At 71.0% G+C, this 21,931-nt stretch carries 19 protein-coding genes; 5 read left to right on the forward strand and 14 right to left on the reverse strand.

The annotated features are described in order from the left end of the window. Positions 1-22 precede the first annotated feature (22 nt). From ACMTAK_RS11020 to ACMTAK_RS11040, 5 genes are all read right to left on the reverse strand, one after another. A complete protein-coding gene (locus ACMTAK_RS11020; RefSeq protein ID WP_413806045.1) occupies positions 23-211 on the reverse strand; it encodes a rho termination factor in 189 nt (62 codons plus the stop codon). A gap of 146 nt (positions 212-357) precedes the next feature. Further along, positions 358-1,089 (reverse strand): polyprenol monophosphomannose synthase, encoded by a 732-nt coding sequence (locus ACMTAK_RS11025; protein ID WP_413812854.1) that lies wholly within the window; start codon positions 1,087-1,089, stop codon positions 358-360. Positions 1,090-1,247: 158 nt separating this feature from the next. Continuing rightward, the gene (gene lnt, locus ACMTAK_RS11030; RefSeq protein ID WP_413806046.1) at positions 1,248-3,203 is read right to left on the reverse strand and encodes an apolipoprotein N-acyltransferase; all 1,956 of its coding nucleotides are present in this window, start codon (positions 3,201-3,203) and stop codon (positions 1,248-1,250) included. A gap of 578 nt (positions 3,204-3,781) precedes the next feature. Then, a complete protein-coding gene (locus ACMTAK_RS11035) occupies positions 3,782-5,329 on the reverse strand; it encodes an amidohydrolase (protein ID WP_413812855.1) in 1,548 nt (515 codons plus the stop codon). Between the two features lie 145 nt (positions 5,330-5,474). Then, positions 5,475-5,915: an Lrp/AsnC family transcriptional regulator gene (locus ACMTAK_RS11040; protein WP_020866923.1), complete on the reverse strand. Its 441-nt coding sequence runs from the start codon at positions 5,913-5,915 to the stop codon at positions 5,475-5,477. A 228-nt stretch (positions 5,916-6,143) separates the two neighbouring features. Between ACMTAK_RS11040 and ACMTAK_RS11045 the strand changes: the two genes are divergently transcribed. After that, positions 6,144-6,497 carry a hypothetical protein gene (locus ACMTAK_RS11045; protein WP_413806047.1) on the forward strand — a complete coding sequence of 118 codons (354 nt, stop codon included), beginning with the start codon at positions 6,144-6,146 and terminating at the stop codon, positions 6,495-6,497. 101 nt (positions 6,498-6,598) lie between these two features. On the opposite strand, the gene ACMTAK_RS11050 is transcribed toward ACMTAK_RS11045, so the two are convergent. After that, a complete protein-coding gene (locus tag ACMTAK_RS11050; protein WP_413806048.1) occupies positions 6,599-7,771 on the reverse strand; it encodes an acyl-CoA dehydrogenase family protein in 1,173 nt (390 codons plus the stop codon). Positions 7,772-8,154: 383 nt separating this feature from the next. Here ACMTAK_RS11050 and ACMTAK_RS11055 point away from each other — a divergent pair, with 383 nt between their 5' ends. The 4 genes from ACMTAK_RS11055 to adh all read left to right on the forward strand — a co-directional run bounded on the left by ACMTAK_RS11055 (position 8,155) and on the right by adh (position 12,979). Continuing rightward, positions 8,155-9,420, forward strand: coding sequence for a glycoside hydrolase family 18 protein (locus ACMTAK_RS11055; protein ID WP_413806049.1), 1,266 nt, complete (start codon positions 8,155-8,157; stop codon positions 9,418-9,420). A 312-nt stretch (positions 9,421-9,732) separates the two neighbouring features. Next, on the forward strand, positions 9,733-9,867 hold the full coding sequence (locus ACMTAK_RS11060) for a hypothetical protein (protein WP_262704163.1): 135 nt from the start codon (positions 9,733-9,735) through the stop codon (positions 9,865-9,867). A 91-nt stretch (positions 9,868-9,958) separates the two neighbouring features. Next, positions 9,959-11,347, forward strand: coding sequence for a GAF domain-containing protein (locus ACMTAK_RS11065; protein WP_413806050.1), 1,389 nt, complete (start codon positions 9,959-9,961; stop codon positions 11,345-11,347). A gap of 108 nt (positions 11,348-11,455) precedes the next feature. After that, entirely contained in the window at positions 11,456-12,979 is a 1,524-nt protein-coding gene (adh, locus tag ACMTAK_RS11070) for an aldehyde dehydrogenase (RefSeq protein ID WP_413806051.1), read from the forward strand. On the opposite strand, the gene ACMTAK_RS11075 is transcribed toward adh, so the two are convergent. From ACMTAK_RS11075 to ACMTAK_RS11110, 8 genes are all read right to left on the reverse strand, one after another. Continuing rightward, positions 12,976-14,460, reverse strand: coding sequence for a phytoene desaturase family protein (locus ACMTAK_RS11075; protein ID WP_413806052.1), 1,485 nt, complete (start codon positions 14,458-14,460; stop codon positions 12,976-12,978). The genes adh and ACMTAK_RS11075 overlap by 4 nt on opposite strands. Positions 14,461-14,477: 17 nt before the next feature. Next, the gene (locus ACMTAK_RS11080) at positions 14,478-16,367 is read right to left on the reverse strand and encodes an SgcJ/EcaC family oxidoreductase (RefSeq protein WP_413806053.1); all 1,890 of its coding nucleotides are present in this window, start codon (positions 16,365-16,367) and stop codon (positions 14,478-14,480) included. Beyond that, a complete protein-coding gene (locus tag ACMTAK_RS11085; protein WP_413806054.1) occupies positions 16,364-16,486 on the reverse strand; it encodes a hypothetical protein in 123 nt (40 codons plus the stop codon). Before ACMTAK_RS11085 ends, ACMTAK_RS11080 begins: the two co-directional genes overlap by 4 nt. A 33-nt stretch (positions 16,487-16,519) precedes the next feature. Next, positions 16,520-16,747, reverse strand: coding sequence for an MbtH family protein (locus tag ACMTAK_RS11090; protein ID WP_413806055.1), 228 nt, complete (start codon positions 16,745-16,747; stop codon positions 16,520-16,522). Positions 16,748-16,850: 103 nt separating this feature from the next. After that, positions 16,851-17,804 carry a helix-turn-helix transcriptional regulator gene (locus ACMTAK_RS11095; protein WP_413806056.1) on the reverse strand — a complete coding sequence of 318 codons (954 nt, stop codon included), beginning with the start codon at positions 17,802-17,804 and terminating at the stop codon, positions 16,851-16,853. A gap of 160 nt (positions 17,805-17,964) precedes the next feature. Continuing rightward, positions 17,965-18,807, reverse strand: coding sequence for an SAM-dependent methyltransferase (locus ACMTAK_RS11100; protein WP_413806057.1), 843 nt, complete (start codon positions 18,805-18,807; stop codon positions 17,965-17,967). A gap of 101 nt (positions 18,808-18,908) precedes the next feature. Then, a complete protein-coding gene (locus ACMTAK_RS11105) occupies positions 18,909-20,564 on the reverse strand; it encodes an FAD-binding dehydrogenase (RefSeq protein ID WP_413806058.1) in 1,656 nt (551 codons plus the stop codon). A 135-nt stretch (positions 20,565-20,699) separates the two neighbouring features. After that, positions 20,700-21,725, reverse strand: a complete 1,026-nt coding sequence (locus ACMTAK_RS11110) for a MupA/Atu3671 family FMN-dependent luciferase-like monooxygenase (RefSeq protein WP_413806059.1) — start codon at positions 21,723-21,725, stop codon at positions 20,700-20,702. Between the last annotated feature and the right edge of the window lie 206 nt (positions 21,726-21,931).

Here is a 21,931-nt window from a genome sequence, read left to right on the forward strand (position 1 = left end):
GCCCGGTCCCATGGGTCAGCGGTCAGCGGTGGCGCAGTGCCGAGATCAGCTGGCTCTTGGACATCTGGGATCTGCCCTCGATGCCCGCCTTCTGGGCCTCGCGGTACAGATCCTCCTTGGTCCGCGTCTCCATGCCGCCCGACTTGGCGCCCCCGCGGGCCGCCATGCGGCGCCCCGGCGTCTTCCCGCTCTTGGCGGTCGCTTTGGCCATGTTCCGCCTCCTTCCGCCTCAAGTGTCCGGTACGGGGCGGAACATCGCTCGCGGGACTACTCCGAGCGGAGCGTCGCCCGGTCGCGGGGTTCGGAGAACCGGGCCCGGAGTCCGGGGTTTCGGAGAACCGGGCCCGGGGTCCGGGCCTAGGACTCCCTGGAATCCTTGCGGCCCAGCACCTTGTTGACCCGCGAGCCCACACCCCAGGACATCACCCGCCAGGCCGCCTCCGTGACGATGTCGCGGCTCATCTTGCTCTCGCCGCGCTCGCGTTCGATGAAGGTGACCGGGACCTCGATGACGTGGAAGCCCGCCTTGATGGCCCGCCAGGCCAGGTCGATCTGGAAGCAGTAGCCCTGGGAGGCGACTTCGTCCATGCCGATGCCCTCGAGCGTCTCCTTGCGGAACGCCCGGTAGCCCGCCGTCATGTCGCGGATCGGGACGTCGAGGAGCAGACGGGAGTAGGTGCTGCCGCCCCGGGAGATGAACTCGCGGGACTTGGGCCAGTTGACGATGCGGCCGCCGGGCACCCAGCGGGAGCCGATCACCAGATCCGCGCCCTTGAGCGCGGTGAGCAGCCGGGGCAACTCCTCGGGCTGGTGGGAGCCGTCGGCGTCCATCTCCACCAGCACGCCGTAGCCGTGCTCGATGCCCCAGCGGAATCCGGCCAGATAGGCGGCGCCCAGGCCCTCCTTGCCCTTGCGGTGCAAGACCTTGACGTGGTCGTCCTCGGCAGCCAGCTCATCGGCGACCTTGCCCGTGCCGTCCGGGCTGTTGTCGTCCGCGACGAGGATGTGCGCGTCCGGAACCGACTCCCGGACCCGCGCGACGATCGGCTTGATGTTCTCCGCCTCGTTGTAGGTCGGGATGATCACCAAGGTCGTACCGAGCGGACCGTACTTCCGCCGGCCACCGTCGTCCTGGCCCTCGTTGCTACGGCGCGGCTCCTCGGCCTCGGCGCCGGTCTCCTCGGCCTTCGCGCTCGGCTCGTCGGCCTTGGTGCCAGGCTCCTCGGCCTCGCGTGCGTCGCTCACGGCTACTGCCCCTTCTTGTCCGTACGTCCCCGACGGCCGATCATGATCGCGGCCGCGCAGGACAGAACGCCCACCATAGCGAGCACCCACTCGGGGGTCGCACCGACGCGGTCGGCCAGGGTCTTGCCGTCACGCAGCGGGATGCGCGCGGTGAGCACATCTTGCGTGAATTCTTTCGTCCGCTGCTCGATCGTGCCATCCGGGGAGACCACGGCGCTGATCCCGCTGGTGGCCGCGGTGATCACCGGCCGACCGTGTTCGATCGCCCTCAGCTTGGACATGACCAGCTGCTGCTCGGGCTGGCCGCTGCGTCCATAGGTGGCGTTGTTGGTCTGGACGACGATCGCCCGGGCGCCCGCGTTGACCGTGTCGCGCACGATCTCGTCGTAGGCGACCTCGAAGCAGATCACGTCACCGAGCCGCGCCGGGCCGACGTTCAGCACACCGGTGTGGTCGCCGGGGTAGAAGTCGCGGGGCACCCGCTGCAGCCGGGTGATGACCTTGCTGAGCTCCTGGCGGAAGGGGACGTACTCGCCGAAGGGCACCGGGTGCTGCTTGGTGTACGAGGCGCCGGGGCCGCTCTTCGGGTCCCAGACGATGCCCTGGTTCTCCACATAACCCCGTTTGGTCGGATGGTCGACCAGGGCGCCGACCAGCACCGGAACGCCGATCGACTTCACGGCCTCGTCGATCCGGGCGTATGCCTCCCGATACTCGAAGGGATCGAGGTCGGAGGCGTTTTCCGGCCATATGACGAGATCGGGCTTGGCGATCCGGCCCGCCCTGACGTCCTTCGCCAGGTTCAGGGTGGCCTTCACATGGTTGTCGAGGATCATCATCGGGCGGCCCAGGAAGTCCATACCGGGCTGCTGCACATTGCCCTGGACGACGGCGATGTCGACCGAGTCGTCGGCGGCGGTGGGGATCGGCACCGCGAATCCGGCGGCCGTCACGGCGGCCGCGACGGCCACGGCCCCGGCGGCGGGCAGGGCGCGGCGCGGCGAGAAGCCCCCGGCGCCGCGCAGCCGCCACAGGGTGAGCGCGGCACCGGCCAGCGCCCCGCCCGTCAGGGCGACGCCGAAGGTGACCAGCGGAGCGCCGCCGAGCGCGGCGAGCGGGGTGTAGGGCGAGCCGGTGTTGGCGAAGGCCAGCCGGCCCCAGGGGAAGCCACCGAAGGGCACGCGGTCGCGGGCCCACTCCTCGGCGACCCACAGACAGGCCGTCCACAGCGGCCACAGGGCCGGTACGGGCAGCCGGGAGACCAGGGCCAGGCCCGCCCCCATCAGCGCGAGGAAGGCCGCCTCGATGACGGACAGGCCCACCACCGCGTCCCAGCCCACCACGCTGAGCCACTTCAGCAGCAGCAGGAAGAACGGCACCCCGAAGGCGAAGCCCGTCCAGGCGCCCTGGCGGGCGGTCCGGCCGTGGGTGAGCAGGGCCAGGGCGGCGACGGCCACCAGGGACAGCGGCCACACCCCGAACGGCGGGAAGGCGAGGCCGAGCGCGAGCCCGCTGACCGCCGCGAGGGCGCTGCGCCGTGCCTCCCGGCGGGCGAGCAGGCCGAGGCGGCGCAGCCGGCCGGGCCGCCGCTCCCCGGCGGACGACGCGGCGGACGCCTCGGGGGACGGCGCGGAGACGGCTGTGGGGGCGGAAGCGGCCCCGGGGGCGCTGGAGGCGGCACCGGATGCGCCGGCACCGGACGCGGCGGCACCGGGGCGGGCGGCCCCAGGCGCGGCAGACCCGGTCGCGCCGGATTCGCCGCCCTCGACGGCGTCACGGCCCCCGACGGCGTCACGGCCCTCGACGGGCTCACGTCCCCCCACGGCGTCACCGCCCTCAGCGCCATCGGCGCCCTCCGTGGGCGGCGTGGCGGCGGAGCCGGTCGTCCGCTGACCCGGTCGGTCTGCGTCCGGCCCGGTGGGGGCGGCTTCGGCGGTGGTGTCGGAACCCGATGGCACGGTGCGGCCTTCCTACAGGTCGTGCTGTGGTGAAGTGACCGTATAACGCGGGCGCGCGAAAGTGGTCCCGAGGTGCGGATTGTGACCTCGGGGTGGAGAAACGCTTCGGCCGTGACGGGGGTTCCCTCCCCCGGCGGCGGCCCCGCCCCCGCGTCGGGGGGCGGGCCGCCGGTGTGCGCGTGCGGAGTGGGGGCCCGACGCCCTTCGGGCCGACCTGGGACCCGCTGGCTGCGGATCGACCGAGAGCCGTTGTCTACTGAGCGTCCGGGCCCCTCCCGGGTCGCACCTGCCGACCCGGCGATCCCTCCCTCGCCCCCGTGCACTGGACCTGGCTCCCAGTGGTGGCGCACCACGGCGGCGCGTCTCCCTCTGGCCCAGCGGCGTTCGACGACTGCGTGAAGATTCCCCGGTCGGGCGTCCTGTGGTGGACGAGGCCGAACCTACCGGCCACCGACCGCACCCTGTCAACAGCCACATGACCTGCGCCGTTTCCTCAAATGACCAGGTCAGTACGGACGGTGTTCAGATGCCACGACAGGCCGGGGGCTCATCGTTCGGCGGTACGGGGCACCCGGGCGTCACTCGTCCGGCCGGAGGTGGACGGTGCGTCCGCCCACCACCGTGCGCACGCAGACGGGCAGTTGACCGCCGGGAGTGAGGTCGGGCAGACCGGGGGTGCCGGAGCGGGGATCGGTGGACCATCCGGCGACCCGCGTGTCGGGCACCTGCACGACGAGTTCACCGGTCCGCCAGATCGCGTAGTCGGCGGGCGCGCCGGGCGCCAGCACGCCCGCGTCGTCCCGTCCGACGGCCCGCCAGCCGCCGCGGGTGTGGGCGGTGAAGGCGGCGCGGACGGAGATCCGGTGCTCCGGGGTGCGGTGGAAGGCGGCGGCGCGCACGGTGCCCCAGGGGTCGAGCGGGGTGACGGGGCTGTCGGAGCCGAGCGCCAGAGGCACTCCGGCGCGCAGCAGCGCCGCGTAGGGGTTGAGGGTGCGGGCCCGCTCGGGGCCGAGCCGCTGGGCGTACATGCCGTCCTCGCCGCCCCACAGGGCGTCGAAGGCGGGCTGTACGGAGGCGGTGAGGCCGAGGTCGGCGAAGGCCGCGATGGTCTCGGGGGTGAGCATCTCGGCGTGTTCGACGCGGTGGCGGGCGGCGCGGACGCGGGCGAGCCCGACCGTGTCGGCGGCGGCCCGTACGCCCTCGACGACGGCGGTGACGGCGGCGTCGCCGATGGCGTGGAAACCGGCCTGGATCCCGGCCTCGGTGCAGGCGGTGACATGGGCGGCGACGGCCGCCGCGTCCAGGTAGGCGGCGCCGGTGTGCGGCGTGTCGGCGTAGGGCCGGTGGAGACACGCCGTGTGTGAGCCGAGCGCCCCGTCGACGAAGAGGTCGCCCGCCGCGCCGATGGCGCCGAGGTCGCGCACCTTGTCCAGGTCGGAGGCGCCGCTCGCGGCCTCGGCCCAGTAGCCGTACACCCGCGGCCCCGGCTCCCCGGCGGCGAGCTCGAGCAGCCCGGTGAGGTCGTCCTCGGAGGAGATGTCGGGCCCGGCGCATTCGTGGAGGGTGCCGATGCCGAGCGAAGCGGCGCGGGCGAGGGCGGCCCGCTGGGCGTCGGCGCGCTGCCGCTCGGTGATGACCGCGTGGGCGGCGGCGCGTACGGCGTGGTGGGCGGCGCCGGTCAGCGGCGTGTCGGGGTGGTGCCCGGCCAGTTCCGACACGCCGGGGACGAGGTCGAGCAGCGCGGTGGTGACGACGGCGGAGTGCACATCGATTCGGGTGAGATACAGGGGTCGGCCGCCGGTCGCCCGGTCCAGCTCGGCCCGGGAGGGCGGCCGCCCCTCGGGCCAGCGGGCGGCGTCCCAGCCATGGCCGAGCAGCACCCGGTCGGCGGGGTGGGCGGCGGCGTGGGCGCGCACCAGCTCCAGCGCGTCGGCGAGCGTACGGGCGCCGGTGAGATCGAGTCCGGTGAGGGCGAGCCCGGTCGCGGTGGTGTGCACATGCGCATCGGTGAAGGCGGGCGTCACCAGTGCCCCGTCCAGCTGGATGACCTCGTCGACACCGTCCGCGAAGCCGTCCGCGGCCCCTTCGGAGCCGACCCAGGCGATGGTGCCGCGCTCGACGACCATCGCGGTCGCGAATGGATCGGCGGGGCTGTGGACCTCACCTCCGCGCAGCAGGACGGTACGGCCTTCGGGGGCCTGGGCGGGGGTGGGGTCGTTCACGGCGGGCTGCCTCGATGGGGGTATGCGATGAGGGCGGTCGGACGGGCGTTCAGACGCGCGGCGGGCGGGCCTCGTAGGGCGTGGAGAGGACCACGGTGGTGCGGGTGGAGACACCTGCCAGCGAGCGGATCCGGCTGAGCAGGTGCTCCAGCTCCAGCGGGGTCGCGACGCGCACCTTGAGGATGTAGTTCTCGTCCCCCGCGACGCTGTGGCACGCCTCGATCTCGGGCACCTCGGCGAGCCGCTCGGAGATGTCGTCGGGCGCGCTGGGGTCGAAGGGTTTGACCGAGATGAACGCGGTAAGGGGAAGCCCGACGGCCTCGGGGTCCACGACGGCGGCATAGCCGCGGATCACGCCCCGCTGCTCGAGACGGCGAACCCGCTGGTGCACGGCCGATGTGGACAGGCCGGTGGCCTTGCCCAGGTCCGTGTAGCTCATCCGGCCGTCCTTGACGAGCAGCTCCACGATCTGTCTGTCCAACTCCTCCACAGCCGCTCACCTTATGTGGTCGGGAGGGCTCCGGCACAACGGGTGGGCACCGGGCGGGCACAGCGGACATAGACACCGCTACGCCGCACCTGCACCGGGCATGTGACGAACACCACATGCCCTCATGGGTGTCCTATGAGATGCGGCGATTACCTATGCGGCCGCGAGGGAAATGCTTGCTGTGGTCGAGGCCGACGCGCCTGGCCAGCCCACCCGAGGGGGAAACTCATGCCTCATCTCGAGCGCCTCGACGCAGGCGACATCGATACCCACGAGATCCACGACACCTATGAGATGTTCCGGGTGATCTGCCCGGACTGCGCGCGCCCCATCGCGCTCCTCGCCGACGAGGACGTCCTTCCCGAGCACGCGCTGTGCTCGTCCCCGTGGGACCCGTTCGGGCTCACGGTCTGCGCAGGCACCGGCCGCCGGGTGGCCGACGCCGAGCCCGCCGACGCGTCGCTGGACGCGCGCGAGCGGGACGCCGCGCTGCTGCTGACGCTTCCGGCGGGCCTGGACTGGCGGACGCAGCCGTTCTCCCACCTCGGCGGCCCCGGCTCCCGGCCCGTGCGCCTTTTCTAGGGCCCGGTTCTCCCTCAGCTACCGCTGGGAGGTGCCCCCCGGCCGGGGCATACGCGAAACGGCGGGGGGCGCGGGTCGCGCCCCCAACCGACACACCGGCCTCAGCCGACCTCAGGTCCCGCGAGAGCGCGGGCGATGACCACCCGCTGGATCTGGTTGGTGCCCTCCACGATCTGGAGGACCTTCGCCTCGCGCATATAGCGCTCGACCGGGAAGTCCGCCGTGTAGCCGTATCCGCCCAGCAGCTGGACGGCGTCGGTGGTGATCCGCATCGCGGCGTCCGTGCAGAACAGCTTGGCCATCGCCGCCTGCTTGGAGAACGGCCGCCCCGCGTCCCGCAGCCGTGCCGCCGTCAGGTACAGGGCGCGCCCGGCCTCGATCTGCGTGGCCATGTCGGCGAGCATGAAGCGCAAGCCCTGGAAGTCGGCTATCGGCCGGCCGAACTGCCGCCGCTGCGCGGTGTACGCGAGCGCCTCGTCCAGCGCCGCCTGGGCGACGCCGACGGCGCAGGCCGCGATGCCGAGCCGGCCCGCGTCGAGGGCGGACAGGGCGATCGCGAACCCCTGGCCCTCCTCGCCGATGCGGCGGGCGTCGGGGACCCGCACCCCGTCGAGGTGGATCTGGGCGGTCGGCGAACCGGCCATGCCCATCTTGTGCTCGGGTGCGGCCGCGGAGAGCCCGGGGGCGTCGGCGGGCACGAGGAAGGCGCTGATGCCGCGGGTGCGCTCGGGGCCGGTGCGGGCGAGCACGGTGTAGAAGTCCGCGATGCCGCCGTGGGTGATCCACGCCTTGGTGCCCTCGAGGGTCCAGATGTCCCCGTCGCGGGTGGCCCGGGTGGTGAGTCCGGCCGCGTCGGAGCCGGAGGAGGGCTCGGAGAGGCAGTACGCGCCGAGCAGTCCGCCGCCCAGCATCGCGGGAAGGTGCTCGGCCAGCTGCTCCTTGCTGCCGTAGCCGGCGAGGGCGTGGCAGGCCAGGGTGTGGACGCTGACGCCGAGGCCGACGGTCAGCCGGGCCGCGGCGAGCTCCTCGAGGACCTGGAGGTAGACCGCGTACGGCTGGTCGCCGCCGCCGAACTCCTCGGGGTGGACCAGCCCCAGCAGCCCGGACTCGGACAGCAGGGTGAACAGCTCGCGGGGGAAGCGCCCGGCGGCCTCCTCCTCGGCGGCCCGGGGCTTGATCTCCCGTTCGATCAGCTCGCGGACGAGCGAGATCAGGTCGCGGGCCTCTTCGGTGGGCAGCTCACGCTCCACCGGCTGTGGGCCGTGATCGTTCATGGCGGCGCTCTCCTCTCCCCTGGTCAGGCGCTTCGGCGGCGTGCGCCGGGGTGAGGCGGCGCCACCGGTGATGCTGCCGCCGGCTGGTCGGCCCGTCGGATCGCGAACGGCGATGACCTGCACTGCGGCGGTTGGAGTATGCCCGATCCGGAGCCTTCCGGTACCGGTCGCCCGATCTTCAACCAAATTCGCACATGGGCACCCACCACCTTCCTCCACGCACTCCCACCAACGTCGCACGCATGGAGCAAATTGGCCCAGACCATTGACCCCACTGGTCTAGTCCTTCTACCTTTTCCCCACCCTGCCCTGCGCGTTCATGTCAAGCTGTGGGCAGGTCGTCGGGCAGTTCACTCTCCCCTCACCCCCACCGAGGAGATTCCATGCTCAGACCAGGCAGACTGTCCGCCGCGCTCGCGGCGATCTGTACGGCGGTCCTGACCGCCACTCTGCTCGCGGGCTCGGCAGCGGCCGGTGAACCCCGGAGCGCCGACATACCCCAGGCCACGGCCGAGGCCGCCGAGACCCCCACGACGAAGGCCGCCGGGAACAAGGTGGTCGGCTACTTCACCGAATGGGGCATCTACCAGCGCAACTACCACGTCAAGAACGTCGAGACCTCGGGCTCGGCCGCCAAGCTCACCCACATCAACTACGCCTTCGGCAATGTCACCGGCGGCAAGTGCGCCATCGGCGACGCGTACGCCGACTACGACAAGGCGTACGACGCGGCGAGCAGCGTCGACGGCCGGGCCGACACCTGGGACGCGGGCGCCCTGCGCGGCAACTTCAACCAGCTGCGCAAGCTCAAGAAGCTCCATCCCGGCCTGAAGGTGCTGTGGTCCTTCGGCGGCTGGACCTGGTCGTCCGGGTTCACCGAGGCCGCCAAGAACCCCGCGGCCTTCGCCCAGTCCTGCTACGACCTGGTCGAGGACCCGCGCTGGGCGGATGTCTTCGACGGCATCGACATCGACTGGGAGTACCCCAACGCCTGCGGCCTCTCCTGCGACACCAGCGGTAAGGACGCCTTCAAGAACCTGATGTCCGCCGTGCGCGCCAAGTTCGGTTCGTCCAACCTGGTGACCGCGGCGATCACCGCCGACGCCTCCTCCGGCGGCAAGATCGAGGCCGCCGACTACGCGGGCGCCGCGCAATACGTCGACTGGTACAACCCGATGACGTACGACTTCTTCGGCGGGTGGGCCGCGCAGGGCCCCACCGCCCCGCACTCCCCGCTCAACTCCTACAACGGCATTCCGCAGCAGGGCTTCAACACCGACGCCGCCATCAGCAAGCTCAAGGGCCTCGGCATCCCGGCCTCGAAGCTCCTGCTGGGCATCGGCTTCTACGGACGCGGCTGGAGCGGCGTCACCCAGGACGCCCCCGGTGGCACGGCGACCGGCGCCGCGCCCGGCACCTACGAGGCGGGCATCGAGGACTACAAGGTGCTCAAGGGCTCCTGCCCGGCGACCGGCACGGTCGCGGGCACGGCCTACGCGCACTGCGGCAACCAGTGGTGGAGCTATGACACCCCCGCCACCATCGCCGGGAAGATGAACTACAAGCAGCAGCAGGGCCTCGGCGGCACCTTCTTCTGGGAGCTCAGCGGCGACACCGCGAACGGTGAGCTGATCAAGTCCATCAGCTGACCCCAGTCACACCAGCGCCCCTGATCGACGCGGGCGGGGAGCCATCACCGGCTCCCCGCCCGCTTCGTCGTGCGCGCCCGCGCACAACCCGCCCATCAGTGTCAAGCGTTCAAGCGGCGCACGAGGGGGCGCGAGGAGCGTATGCGGAGAAGGCCCCCCGATAACGCCGCGTATCCCCCGTGAACGCGCTCCGTCCGGGGCTCGTACCTCAACGCGGCTTGTTCTGGCTATTGCGGGGCATCCGCCCCACAAGGAAATCTGAGCGCACGGGTGGCCCGCTCCACTCCGCGCGCGTGAACCAAAGGAACGATCATGAGCTCCGAGCAGTGCCCGAGCTGTGGCGGCCAACTCGCCGTGAACCAGGACGGGTGGAAGATCTGCCACTCCTGCGGCTATGCCTCCCCGCCCGGGGTCGTCCCCGCGCCCTCCCTGCCCGCGCATACCTGACCTGCCGACTCCTCCCGCCGTCCGATCCGTGAAAGCCTGAGACCCCGCACCTCCCCGTTCCGCCCCTCCCCGTACCGCTGAGCGAGGCACCATGGTCAATCCCTGGCTGGCGATGGCGTCAGGCACCGACCCCGCTGAGCGCACCCGCGATGTGCGCCGCGCCCATGAGGCGTTTCTGACGGAGGGGGCGGTGAGTCCGGCCGTACGGCCGGTGGTCGCGGAGTCCTGGCGGCGCTCGGCAGACGCCCGGGTCACCCAGGAGTGCAAGGCGCCGATCGACCTGATGGACGACGCGCTGGACACCTACCGCGCGGACCATCCGCTGGCCCGGGTGATGCCGCTGTTCCGGGAGTTGCTGGGCACCATCGCCTACGACGGGGCCCATCTGCTCGCGGTCTGCGACGAGCAGGGCCGGCTGCTGTGGGTGGAGGGGCACGCGGGGGTACGGAACCGGGCCGAGGGGATGAACTTCGTGGCCGGGGCGCGCTGGGACGAGCGCCACGCGGGCACCAACGCGCCAGGAACGGCGCTCACCGTCGACCACGCGGTGCAGATCTTCGCCACCGAACACTTCAACCGCAGTGTGCAGCCGTGGACCTGTGCCGCCGCCCCGCTCCACGATCCGCACACCGGGCGGCTGCTGGGCGCGGTGGACATCACCGGCGGGGACCATCTGGCCGCCCCGCACAGCCTCGCCCTGGTCCAGGCGACCGCCCGCGCCGCCGAGGCCCAACTGGGCGCCGAGGCGCCGCGGACACGCGAGCCGCGGATCTCGCTGACGGCGCTGGGGCGGGACGAGGCGCTGCTGGTCGTCGACGGGCGGCGGCTGCGGCTCGGACGGCGGCACAGCGAGATCATGGTACTGCTGGCCGGCCATCCGGAGGGGCTGTCGGGCGACCGGCTGACGCTCGAGCTGTACGGTCCCCGGGCCGACGACCGCTCCCCGGTGACGCTGCGGGCCGAGCTGTCCCGGCTGCGCCGCCTGGTGGGCCCGCTGCTGGGCTCGCGCCCGTACCGGCTCTGCGCACCCGTGCGCACCGATCTGGGGGACGCCGCCGAGGCGTTGACCTCGGGCGACGCGTACACGGCGATACGGGCCTACACGGGGCCGCTGCTGCCGCTGTCGGAGGCGCCGGGGGTGTGCCGGATGCGGCGGGTGCTGGAGGACGGGCTGCGGCGCGCCGTGCTGTCCCACGGCGATCCGGAGCTGCTGCGGCGCTGGGCGCAGACGCCGTGGGGCGAGGACGATCTGGAGGTCGCGGAGGCGCTGCTGACCAGCCTTCCGGCGCATGCGCCCGGGCGGGCGGCTCCGGCGGCGCGGGTGCGGCGGCTGCGGGAGCTGTACGGGCTGCCGGGCGGGGCCCACCAAGTCGGCCATGAGGGCGAAGCCCTGCGCCGCCAAGGCGGCCATGAGCACGGAGCTCTGCGGCAAGGGGGCGTCCACCGGGACGCAACGTCGGCGCAACGTGGCCGCGCCTAGCCTCCCCGTCGGCTCCGCCCGTGTCGGCGCGGGCGGAGCCTGGACGCGCACACGAACGACGCGTCCGGCAAACGGGACCCACCACGCGTACACCAGGGAGGCCGCCCCATGACGCGTTTCGCAAGCCCCGGCTCCGAGGGCTCGGTCGTCACGTATCAGCCGCGCTATGACCACTGGATCGGCGGGGAGTACGTCACCCCGGCCCAGGGCCGCTACTTCGAGAACCCCACCCCCGTCAACGGGCAGCCCTTCACCGAGATCGCCCGGGGCACCGCCGAGGACGTCGAGCGGGCCCTGGACGCCGCCCATGCGGCCGCCCCCGCCTGGGGCCGTACGGCGCCCGCCGAGCGCGCCTCGGTGCTGCTGAAGATCGCCGATCGGATGGAACAGAACCTGGAGGCCCTCGCGGTCGCCGAGAGCTGGGAGAACGGCAAGCCGGTACGGGAGACGCTGGCCGCCGACATCCCGCTCGCCATCGACCACTTCCGCTACTTCGCGGGAGCCATCCGGGCCCAGGAGGGCAGCCTCTCCGAGATCGACCACGACACGATCGCGTACCACTTCCATGAGCCGCTGGGCGTGGTCGCCCAGATCATCCCGTGGAACTTCCCCATCCTGATGGCCACCTGGAAGCTGGCCCCGGCGCTGGCCGCGGGCAACGCGGTGGTGCTGAAGCCGGCCGAGCAGACCCCCGCCTCGATCCACGTCTGGATGGACCTGGTGGCCGATCTGCTGCCACCGGGTGTGGTCAACATCGTCAACGGTTTCGGCGTGGAGGCCGGAAAGCCGCTGGCGTCCAACTCCCGGGTGGCCAAGGTCGCCTTCACCGGCGAGACCACCACCGGCCGCCTGATCATGCAGTACGCGAGCGAGAACCTGATCCCGGTCACCCTGGAGCTCGGCGGCAAGAGCCCGAACATCTTCTTCGACGATGTGTCGGCCACCGACGACGACTTCATGGACAAGGCCCTGGAAGGGTTCACCATGTTCGCCCTCAACCAGGGCGAGGTGTGCACCTGTCCCTCGCGCGCCCTGGTCCAGGGCGGCCACTACCAGGCGTTCATGGACGCGGCCGTGGCCCGTACGGAGAAGATCACGCAGGGGCATCCGCTGGACACCGACACCATGATCGGCGCCCAGGCGTCCAACGACCAGCTCGAGAAGATCCTGTCGTACCTGGACATCGGCCGGCAGGAGGGCGCCCGCGTCCTCACCGGCGGCAGCCGCGCCGAGCTCGGCGGTGAGCTGGAGGGCGGCTACTACGTCGAGCCCACCATCTTCGAGGGCGACAACCGGATGCGGGTCTTCCAGGAAGAGATCTTCGGGCCGGTGGTCGCGGTGACGCGGTTCGGCGACTTCGACGACGCGATCGGGATCGCCAACGACACGCTCTACGGGCTGGGCGCGGGGGTATGGACCCGGGACGGCTCGACCGCGTACCGGGCCGGGCGCGCCATCCAAGCGGGCCGGGTGTGGACCAACTGCTACCACGCCTACCCGGCGCACGCCGCCTTCGGCGGCTACAAGCAGTCCGGGATCGGCCGCGAGACCCACAAGATGATGCTGGACCACTACCAGCAGACGAAGAACCTGCTCGTGTCGTACTCGCCGAAGAAGCTCGGCCTGTTCTAGCCGAGGCGCCGCCACGACCGTGCGGAGGGCGCCTGACCCCCAGGGGCCGGGCGCCCCAGCGCGCGCAGCGCGGAGCGGGCGGCGTTGTGGCCGCTCATGCCGTGGGCACCGGCGCCCGGTGGAGTGGCCGCGGAGCAGAGGAAGACCCCCGGCACGCCCGTACGGTACGGATCGGGGACCATCCGGGGACGCGTCACCAGCTGGAGCGGGGTATTGGCACCGGAGATGATGTCTCCCCCGACGTAATTGGCGTTGTACCGCTCCAGTTCCGCGGTCGACATGGCCGTCAGGGAGACGATCCGCTCCCGTGTTCCGGGTGCGAAGCGCTCGAACTGCCGCAGCATGGCCGAGGTGGCGTCTCCCGCGTAGCCGTGCGGCACATGCGCGTAGGCGGAGACGGGGTGGATGCCACCGGACGAGCGGCCGGGGTCGGCCAGGTACTGCTGCGAGACCAGCATGAAGGGCCGTTGGGGCATCCGGCCCCGGTGCACCTCCCGCTCACCATGGGCGATCTCCTCGAAGCTCCCGCCCAGGTGCACGGTGCCCGCCCGGCGGCAGTGCTCGGCGCGCCACGGGATCCCGCCCTCGACGGCGAGGTCCAGCTTGAACGCCCCGGGGCCATGGCGGAAACGGGCGTAGGCCCGCCGGACCCGATCCGGCAGCCGGTCGCCGATCACCTCCGCCGCGGCGGCCGGGACCAGGTCGAGCATGACGGCGTCGGCCGGGGGCAGCTCCTCGAGGGAGCGGACCCGCACACCGGTCTCGATGCGCCCGCCCGCCTCGGTGAGGAGCGCGGCCAGTGCGTCGGTGATGGCGCGTGAGCCGCCCTTGGCCGCCGGCCAGCCGAACCGGTGCCCCATCGCGATGATCATGAGCCCGATGGCTGCCCCGACCGGCTGGGTCAACGGGCCGAACAGGTGTGCCGCCACCCCGCCGAAGACACCGCGCGCCTCGTCGGTGCGGAACCGCTTGGCCACCAGCGTCGCGGGTTGAAGAGCACGGAGGCCGAAGCGGACGAGCCGGAGCGGATGGCGGGGCGCCCGTGCCAGGGGGCGCATGACCGCGTCGGCGAGCACCTCCGCGTCCGCCGCAAGCGGCCCGAACAGCCGCCGCCAGGCGTGGCCGTCCGCGCCGAGCCCGTCCGCCGTCCTCCCGACCGACCGGTACAGCGCGCCCGCGCCACCGGAGTCCAGCGGATGCGCGAGGTCCACCTCGGGCCACAGCCACTCCAGCCCGTACGGCTTCAGGTCCAGCGAGCGCAGGAACGGCGAGCCGGCGCCCACCACATGCGCCGAGGAGCAGTGGTCGAACACCACACCGGGCACGCCGAGTTCACCGCTACGGGTGCCCCCGCCGATGGTGTCCGCCGCTTCGAGCACGGTGACCCGGAAGCCGCTGAGGGCCAGGGTGACGGCGGCGGCCAGCCCGTTCGGACCGGCCCCCACCACGATGGCTTCGCCGCTTCCCGTACGGGACCTCATGGGTCCAGTCTGGCAGCTCACACGGGCATGTCCTCCTTGGCGGGGCTGTTGTGGTACGCGGCGACGCGCCACTCGCCGTCCTGCTTGACCAGCGCCCAGGTGGAGCGGATGGCGTTCTCCGCGGTCACCTCCGTCTCTCCGGCCGTCAGCACGGCCCCACGGACGACGGCCACCGCGGCGCTGTCGCCCAGCAGCCGCACCTCCAGGACGTCACCGACTATCCGACTGCCCTTGTACGGGCCCTGGAACGCCTCCCCCATACGGGTTGCGATCTCTTCCCGGCCCTTGCGCAGATACCCGAAAGCGATCATGGTCGCATCGGCGGTGAACACATCGCCCAGCGCCCGCGCGTCCAGCTCCGACCAGGCCGCGCCCAGCCGCTCCAACGCGGCGACCACGGCCTTCTTCTCGGTCTCGGTCTCGGTCTCGCTCTCCACCATCGGGGTCCTTCCCTCGTACGTCTCGTCCGTGTACGCCTCGTCCGTGTACGTCTCGTCCGTGTACGTCTCGTCCGTCGTGGGTGCGGGGAGTCCGGTGTGCTCGGCGGGAAGGTCGTACCGCGCGGGATGGCGAGGGCCTCGCAGCAGCGCCCTGAGCGTGCGGGCGTTGAACACCTCCCGGGGCGGGGTGGTGAGGGTGAGCGCCTTGAACAGGGCCTGGGAGGCGACCGGATCACAGGCGGCGGTGATGCGCAGCCGGTCCGAGCAGCGCCGCAGCACCTTTCGCCGCGCGGACGGCGCGGGCCCCTTCGCCCCCGGATAGCGAAGGTCCTCGTTGGACGCCATCGCCCACGCGATGTCGGTGGCGCGGATCACCGCTTCCTGAGTCCGGCCGTAGCCCTCCTCGTCGAGCGGGCCCCGCGCGAGCTCTTCGCGCAGGGTGACCGCGCTCAGCGCCGCCGCGGTCACGCCCTGGCCGTACAGCGGGTTGAAGGTGGTGGCCGCGTCGCCGAACACCAGGAAGCCGGTGGGGCGGGTCCGCAGCCTGTCGTAGTGGCGGCGGTGATTGCCGGTGTTCTGGAAACCGGAGATCCGGCTCATGGGCGTGCCCTGGGAGATGAGTTCGCTCATGAGCGGGTGGCGCAGGGTCTGGGCATAGCGGAGGAAGCCTTCCTCGTCCAGGGGAGGGTGGGCGCCCCTGGTGCCCGCCAGGGTCACCATCCACGTCCCGTCCTCGACGAGCATCATGCCCCCGACCCGGGCCGGGCCACCGCTCCGCGGGTCGCCCTGCAAGGCGATCAGGGGGAACCTGCGCCCGGTGGCCTCGTCCGGAGGGCGGATGACACGGCTCGCGTAGGCCAGCCCCGCGTCGACCACCGTGGCGGGCACCTCGGGCAGGCCCAGTTCGCTGAGCCACTGCGGCGCCTTGGAACCGCGGCCGGTGGCATCGATGACCAGGTCCGCGTCGACGCTCTCGCGCTCCCCGGTGCCGCGGTGGCGGATATGGGCCCCGGACACCCGCCGTGCGTCGCCGATCAGCCCGGTGACCTCGGCGCCTTCCAGGATCCGGACGTGCGCATGGCCCAGCAGGGCACGGCGCACGATGTGTTCGGCCAGAGGTCTGCTGACTCCGACCGTGAAGTGTTCGCCCGGATACTGGCGCATCCAGCCGTGCGGGCCGTAGAACAGCGCATGCGTCGGCATGGATATCCGGTGGGCACCGGCCGCGAAGAGGCTCTCCAGCGTGCCCGGGAGCAGGGTGTCGATGGCCTGGACACCGCTGGACTGGAGACCGTGGAGATGACGGCCCTGAGGCACGCCCTTGCGCACCTCGGGCCCGTCGGGCAGCCGGTCCCGTTCCACGACGGTGATGGTGTCCGCGTACTCGATGAGGGCGGCCGCGGCGAGCAGTCCGGCCACGCCGCCACCGAGTACGAGTGCGCTGACGAGCCTGCGCGAACCTTTCACACCATCACTTCCCTTTTCATGGTTGGTACCGGGCTGCTGCTGCCCGGCGGGCGGCCGGTGATCTCTTTCTCCGGGCCGCGCGTGTTCTCCAGGCCGCTCGTGTTCTTCGCGCCGCTCATGTTGTCCGGGCCCCTCGTCGGGGCCCGGTGGCGTCAACTCCGGCTCTGCTCCGCCCGGTTCATCGCCTCGATCAGGCTCTTGGGCCGCATGTCGGTCCAGTTCGCCTCGATGTAGTCCAGGCAGGTCTTGCGATCCGTCTCCTGGACCACGACCTCCCAGCCGGCCGGGACCTCCGCGAAGGCGGGCCAAAGCGAGTGCTGGCCCTCGTCATTGACCAGAACCAGGAAGGTGCCGTCGGGGTTGTCGAACGGATTGGTCATCGTCTGACTCCTCGGGTCAGGGCGGGCTTCACGAGCCGCTCGATTGCTTGTCTTCGGACCGGACCGATGGAATGTGCGTCGGCGGGCGCCTGGCCGCCACCCCTCACAGCCAGCCGCAGCGGACCGCCTGCACACCCGCCTCGAAGCGGCTGTGGGCGCCCAGGCGCGCCATGAGATCGGCCACCGCGCGGCGTACGGTGCGCAGCGAGATGCCCAGCTTGCGGCACATCGACTCGTCGGTGAATCCGCTGGCGAGGAGGCGCAGCAGATCGCGCTCCCGGGGCGAGAGCCCCTCCCGGTCCCGCTGCGCGGGCTCGTCCCAGGGAGTGGCCGTGACCCAGAAGTGTTCGAAGATCGTCCGCAGTGCCGCCACCGCCTCGTGCCCGTTCAGCTCGAGCGCGCCGCGGGTGGCGTCGTCGGGGTCCAGTGGCACCAGGGCGATGTGCTCGTCCACCAGCGCCATGGGGGTCGGGAGGACGGGGACGGTACGGATCCGCCCGCCGAGGGAGGCGAGCCACCGGGCGGCCCCCAGCTCCGTGGAATCGCCGCGGAAGCTGTCCTGATGAACGGCCCGGATGGAAATTCCGCGCTCCGCCACCACCCGCTCCCATTGGTTTCCCTGCTCCACGGAATTCGGAAGCTGGACATAGGAAGAGGAGAAGATGCGGCACTCCTTGGCGGCCCGTCCGCACAACTCGCGCAGCCGCGTATGCACGGCATCGGCCCCGTCGAACCGGCGGACGGCTCCGACGTATTCCTCACCGGCCTCGTAATTCCGGGTCACCGAGGAGACCATGGATCGGGCCTTCGCTATCTGCAACCGGCGCGCCGTGAGGTCGTCCCCGGATCCCAGCTCCTCGTGGAGACCCTCGCGGAGGTCTTCGCGTAGGCCTTCGCGGAGAGCGGAGTCCTCGCAGGTCAGGGTGGCTCGCCCGGCCACCAGCGGGTGTTCGGCCAGCTCCGCGTGGACCGCGCGGACTTCGGCTTCGGAAAGGTCCAGTCGGCGGGCGATCTCACCGACATCGAGTGAAGGTTGAACAAGCGAAAGCCGATACACGGCAACCGCACGCCATTCAAGTCCCCGTTCCTTGAGCATCCAACCCCCAGAAGATCACCAAGTCAATTCGATTATCACGTCGGACTCCTGGCGCCGCAACGAATGACAACCGGGATGAGCGGGCGATACCGGCCGCGGATCGCGAGTGGACCGCTCGGCTCTATGGACGTTCTCCGGCGATCAGCACATAACCGGGAAGCCCTCCGCCGGGCCGCACTTCCACGCCCTCCTCGGGCCCGATCAGCTGATTGACGAGCCCCTCGCCGACCGCCCGGACCAGTGCCTCACGATGCGGCGCGAGCAGATCCTTGAGCTTGGTCTGAATGGGCAACGGCACGATCGTGTGATCCGACACATCGTCGATCTCCAGCAGCCGGAGACCCGCCCGGTCGAACAGCTCCTGGTAGTCGTCGAGGTCGACCGCCGTGACGATCTCGCTTCCCTCGAGCGGCCAGTCGTGCCCGGGGCGGTGGAACATATCGGCGACGGCCAGCCGGGACCCCGGCTTGAGCACCCGCGCCACCTCCTTCAGCGCGCGCTCCTTCTCCGGCATGTGGATGAGTGACTCGAAGAGCCATGCCGCGTCGAACGAGGCGTCGGCGTACGGCAGTTGCATGGCGTTGGCGTACTCGAAGCGCACCCGGTCCGCCAGTCCGGCCTCGTTCGCGCGCGCGGTGGCCTGCTCCACCTGGCGGCGGCTGACCGAGATGCCGTGCACCTCGACGTCACAGGCGCGGGCCAGGCTCATCGCGGGCTGACCCACTCCGCAGCCCACATCGAGGATCCGCTGTCCGGGCCGGGGGGCCAGCCGCTTGAGCATCTGCCGTGTCAGCTGCTCGGTGGCGGTGGCCAGGTCGGCCTCGTCGTGCTCGTCGTTCCAGTACCCGAGGTGCAGATTGCTTCCCACGGGCAGGTCGCTGTCGCTCAGCACGGCGTGCAGCGCGCTGAACTCGTCGTAGCGATCCCCTACTTGAGCGATATTGCTCTGTGCCGCCGTTGACATCCGAACTGCCTCTCCGATGCGTCAAGTGGTGTGCTGGTCACGCCGTCGCCCGGCGCCCTGTATTGCCCTGTGCGCCGCTTCCTGGCGCCGCGCATCCGCGTTCAGCCCACGGCCCGCGCCGCGGCACGGCCCGCCGCACGGCCGGTCAGCAGACATCCGCCGAGGAACGTCCCCTCCAGCGAGCGATAGCCGTGCACTCCGCCACCGCCGAATCCGGCCACCTCACCCGCCGCGTAGAGACCCGGGACGGGCTCGCCGGTGCCGGTCAGCACCCGGCTGGACAGGTCGGTCTCCAGACCACCGAGGGACTTGCGGGTGATGATGTTCAGCCGCACCGCGATGAGCGGACCGGCCTTGGGATCCAGCAACCTGTGCAGCGGGGCCACCTTCCCCAGCTTGTCGCCGAGGTAGTTTGCCGCTGCCCGGATCGCGTTGATCTGAAGGTCCTTGGAGAACTTGTTGACCGTCTCGCGATCACGGGCGACGATCTCGCGCCGGAGCTCGGCCTCGTCGATCAGCGGCTCGTCGGTCAGCGCGTTCATCCCGCGCACCAGCGAGGCCAGATCCCGCTCCACCACGAAGTCCACACCGTGCTGCCGGAACGCCTCCACGGGGCCGGGCGGGTCGGGGCGGAGCCTGCCGAGCACTCCCCGGACGCTCTTCCCCGTGAGGTCGGGGTTCTGCTCCGACCCCGAGAGGGCGAACTCCTTCTCGATGATCTTCTGGGTCAGTACGAACCACGAGTAGTCGTAGCCCGTGCTCATGATGTGCTTGAGCGTGCCCAAGGTGTCGTACCCGGGGAAGAGCGGCACCGGCAGCCGCTTCCCCGTAGCATCCAGCCAGAGGGACGAGGGGCCCGGCAGAATACGGATACCGTGGCGGGGCCAGATGGGATCCCAGTTCTGGACCCCCTCGTTGTAGTGCCACATCCGGTCGCCGTTGATGACCCGCCCCCCGGCCTTCTCCGTCACCTCGAGCATGTGCCCGTCGACATAGGCGGGAACGCCGGCGATCATCCGCCGAGGGGGGTTGCCCAGCCGCTCCGGCCAGTTCCTGCGGACGAGATCGTCGTTGCCGCCGATGCCACCGGAGGTGACGATGACCGCCTGGGCACGGAGCTCGAAGGCGCCCACCACCTCACGTGAGCTGGCCGCCCCCCGCTGCACCTCGTCGGGCGCCAGCAGATCACCGGACACCGTGTCCACGGACCCTGCGGTGCGCGACAGCCCGGTGACCCGGTGGCGGTACCGCAACTCGACCAGGCCCCGGCCCCGGGCGGCCAGGACCCTGCGAACGAAGGGCTCCAGCAGACCCGGCCCGGTGCCCCAGGTGATGTGGAACCGGGGCACCGAATTGCCGTGCCCGGACGCCGCGTAGCCACCTCGTTCGGTCCAGCTGACGAGGGGGAAGAAACGCACTCCCTGTTCCCTGAGCCAGGACCGCTGCTCCCCGGCGGCGAAGTCCACGTACGCCTCCGCCCAGCGACGTGGCCAGTGGTCCTCCGGCCGGTCGAATTCGGCGCTCCCGAGCCAGTCCTGCAGCGCCAGCTCACGGCTGTCCCGGATGCCCATGCGGCGCTGCTCCGGAGAGTCCACGAGGAAGAGGCCGCCGAAGGACCAGAACGCCTGACCGCCCAGCGAGTTCTCACCCTCCTGGTCGAGCACGATGACCTTGCGGCCCGCGTCGGCCAGTTCGGCTGCGGCGACCAGACCGGCCAGCCCCGCACCGACCACGATGACGTCGGCGTCGTATGACATGTCTTCCTTCACCTCGGATCGGCGTCGCCGCTGGGCGGCGGTGGGGTGGACGGGCAGCGGCATGGCGGGCGGATGGGGTTTCCGGTTGACTCCGGATGGGTTTCCGGTTGACTCCGGATAGGGTTTCCGGTTGGCTCACGTCCTCGCCTGGACACGGCTCCTGACCTGGTCGAGATAGGGCAGGGCCGCGCGAATCTCATCGCCGGTCACACCGAAGTCCACGAGGCAGGCGACTTCGTTCACGCCGGCCTGCGCCAGCTTTTCCACGGAACGGACGCACTTGTCGACGGAGCCGAACAGCGATGCGGTGCGGAAGTAGCGTTCAAAGGCGAAGTTGACCACCTGTTCATGGTCCACGCCCTTCAGATCGCTCCACTGATTGCGCCAGAGGTCGAAGGAGGACTTGAGATACGCCTTGAAGGGCTCCTTCACGATGTCACGTACCTTCTTGTCGCTCTCGCCGGCGAAGGTGTGCATCATCAGGGTGACCGTGCCGCCCGCCGGATCGAGACCGTTCTTGGCGCGGGCCGCCCGATACACCTCGACGTTCGCCGCCACTTCCTCCACCTTCTGGAAGAGCAGAGCGGTGAGGATGTTCAGGCCGCGCGCCCCGGCCTCCTCGAACGTGGCCCGGCTGCTGGAACATGTCATCCAGAGGCCGGGCTCTGGCTGCATCGGGCGAGGGTAGCTGAGGACCTCGACGCTGTCGCCCTCCCCATTGACCCGCTTCACCGGCTCCCCGCGCCACAGACCGCGGATCTCGTCGATCCCGTCCATCGTCAGCTTCCGGCGCTCCTGGTAACGGTCCGGCGCCAAGACGAAATCGTTCGGCGCCCAGCCCGTACCGAAGGCCAGATCGACGCGGCCGCGGGAGAGGTTGTCCACCAAGGACCAGTTCTCCACGACTTCCAGCGGATCGTGAAGGGGAACGACCACGCTTCCCGCGCGCAGCCGTATGTTGCGCGTCACGGTGGCGAGGGCTGCGGCCGTCAGAGCCGGATTCGGATACGCGCCGCCGAATCGATGAAAATGCCGCTCAGGCATCCAGAGCGCCCTGAAGCCGTTCTCATCGGCAAACCGCGCCGTATCCAGCAGCAGGTCGTATTCCGCGGACGCATCCGTGACCTCGCGGTTCGCAAAGTACAAGACGCTGAATTCCATCGACACCACTTCCCCGTTTGAATCCGTCGTAGGTGACTCGGGCGTCCGCGCTGCCGACTCTAACCATGAGCAGGCGGCTCGGACAAGGGTTCGCCGGACACCGGATAATTCGCTGTCGGCTTGCTGTCGGCGCGCTTTCGACACGCTGTCGGCAGGCAATGTCCTTCTGATTTTCCGCAGCCCAAAGATAACCCTTCCTGCTTCGT

It is taken from the genome of Streptomyces lacaronensis (genome assembly GCF_047337785.1).
Lineage (GTDB): Bacteria > Actinomycetota > Actinomycetes > Streptomycetales > Streptomycetaceae > Streptomyces > Streptomyces lycopersici.

Bases quoted from the DNA above. Each gene is read 5' to 3' on its own strand.
- ACMTAK_RS11060 (WP_262704163.1), top strand. From the start codon at position 9,733: ATGAGCTCCGAGCAGTGCCCGAGCTGTGGCGGCCAACTCGCCGTGAAC.
- ACMTAK_RS11085 (WP_413806054.1), bottom strand. From the start codon at position 16,486: ATGAGCGGCGCGAAGAACACGAGCGGCCTGGAGAACACGCGCGGCCCG.
- ACMTAK_RS11045 (WP_413806047.1), top strand. From the start codon at position 6,144: ATGCCTCATCTCGAGCGCCTCGACGCAGGCGACATCGATACCCACGAG.
- ACMTAK_RS11105 (WP_413806058.1), bottom strand. From the start codon at position 20,564: ATGTCATACGACGCCGACGTCATCGTGGTCGGTGCGGGGCTGGCCGGT.
- ACMTAK_RS11050 (WP_413806048.1), bottom strand. From the start codon at position 7,771: ATGAACGATCACGGCCCACAGCCGGTGGAGCGTGAGCTGCCCACCGAA.
- ACMTAK_RS11035 (WP_413812855.1), bottom strand. From the start codon at position 5,329: ATGGTCGTCGAGCGCGGCACCATCGCCTGGGTCGGCTCCGAAGGGGCC.
- ACMTAK_RS11090 (WP_413806055.1), bottom strand. From the start codon at position 16,747: ATGACCAATCCGTTCGACAACCCCGACGGCACCTTCCTGGTTCTGGTC.
- ACMTAK_RS11110 (WP_413806059.1), bottom strand. From the start codon at position 21,725: ATGGAATTCAGCGTCTTGTACTTTGCGAACCGCGAGGTCACGGATGCG.
- ACMTAK_RS11100 (WP_413806057.1), bottom strand. From the start codon at position 18,807: ATGTCAACGGCGGCACAGAGCAATATCGCTCAAGTAGGGGATCGCTAC.
- ACMTAK_RS11055 (WP_413806049.1), top strand. From the start codon at position 8,155: ATGCTCAGACCAGGCAGACTGTCCGCCGCGCTCGCGGCGATCTGTACG.
- adh (WP_413806051.1), top strand. From the start codon at position 11,456: ATGACGCGTTTCGCAAGCCCCGGCTCCGAGGGCTCGGTCGTCACGTAT.
- ACMTAK_RS11020 (WP_413806045.1), bottom strand. From the start codon at position 211: ATGGCCAAAGCGACCGCCAAGAGCGGGAAGACGCCGGGGCGCCGCATG.
- ACMTAK_RS11065 (WP_413806050.1), top strand. From the start codon at position 9,959: ATGGTCAATCCCTGGCTGGCGATGGCGTCAGGCACCGACCCCGCTGAG.
- ACMTAK_RS11075 (WP_413806052.1), bottom strand. From the start codon at position 14,460: ATGAGGTCCCGTACGGGAAGCGGCGAAGCCATCGTGGTGGGGGCCGGT.